1 protein-coding gene is annotated in these 600 nt (G+C 68.2%); it reads right to left on the reverse strand.

Annotated elements, in window-relative coordinates:
- A partial coding sequence (locus BEN47_RS02180) for a T9SS type B sorting domain-containing protein (protein ID WP_193427123.1) occupies nucleotides 1–600 on the reverse strand: 600 nt, incomplete at both ends.

Below are 600 nucleotides of genomic sequence, written 5' to 3' on the forward strand. Positions count from 1 at the left end.
CCAGTTGATGAGGACGCGGTCGGCGGAGGTGGTCACGTTCTCGAAGACCTTCACGCCCCAGCGGTTGAAGGCCTGGAAGCGGATGCGCCGCACCGGGCTGCTGTTCTTGGGCCGGAACACGTCGTTGACCCCGTCGCCGGTGGGCGTGAAGATGTTGGGCAGCACAAAAAACACGCAGTTGTCCTGGCAGGCCACGTTGCTCGTGTCGCTCACCAGGCCCGTGGCCGCCACGGCCTGCACGGCGTAGCACCCGCCCGAAAACTCCAGGTCGGCGTGGGTAAACGAAGTCAGCGGGGTGGTGCCGAGCAGGGCAAAGGCGCCCGTGGCCGTGGGCCGGTAGTACACGCGGTAGCTGGCGATATTCGCGTCGCAACCCGCGGGCAGGGCGCCCACCCGCCAGCTGAGGCGGTTGGCGTAGCGCTGGTTCAGGCCCGGGAACTCGGGCAGCGCCGCCAGGCTGTCGCAGTTGGTGGCCGCCAAACTCAGCACCGGCGTACACGGCGCGGCAATGAGGGCGGCGCACTGCTCCTGGCTCTTGTTGAGCAGGGAGCTGAGGTAGCCGGTGGGCGCGTACTGGCCCTCGGTCCGGACGTAGTAGCA

Source organism: Hymenobacter lapidarius (assembly GCF_001816145.1).
Taxonomy (GTDB): domain Bacteria; phylum Bacteroidota; class Bacteroidia; order Cytophagales; family Hymenobacteraceae; genus Hymenobacter; species Hymenobacter lapidarius.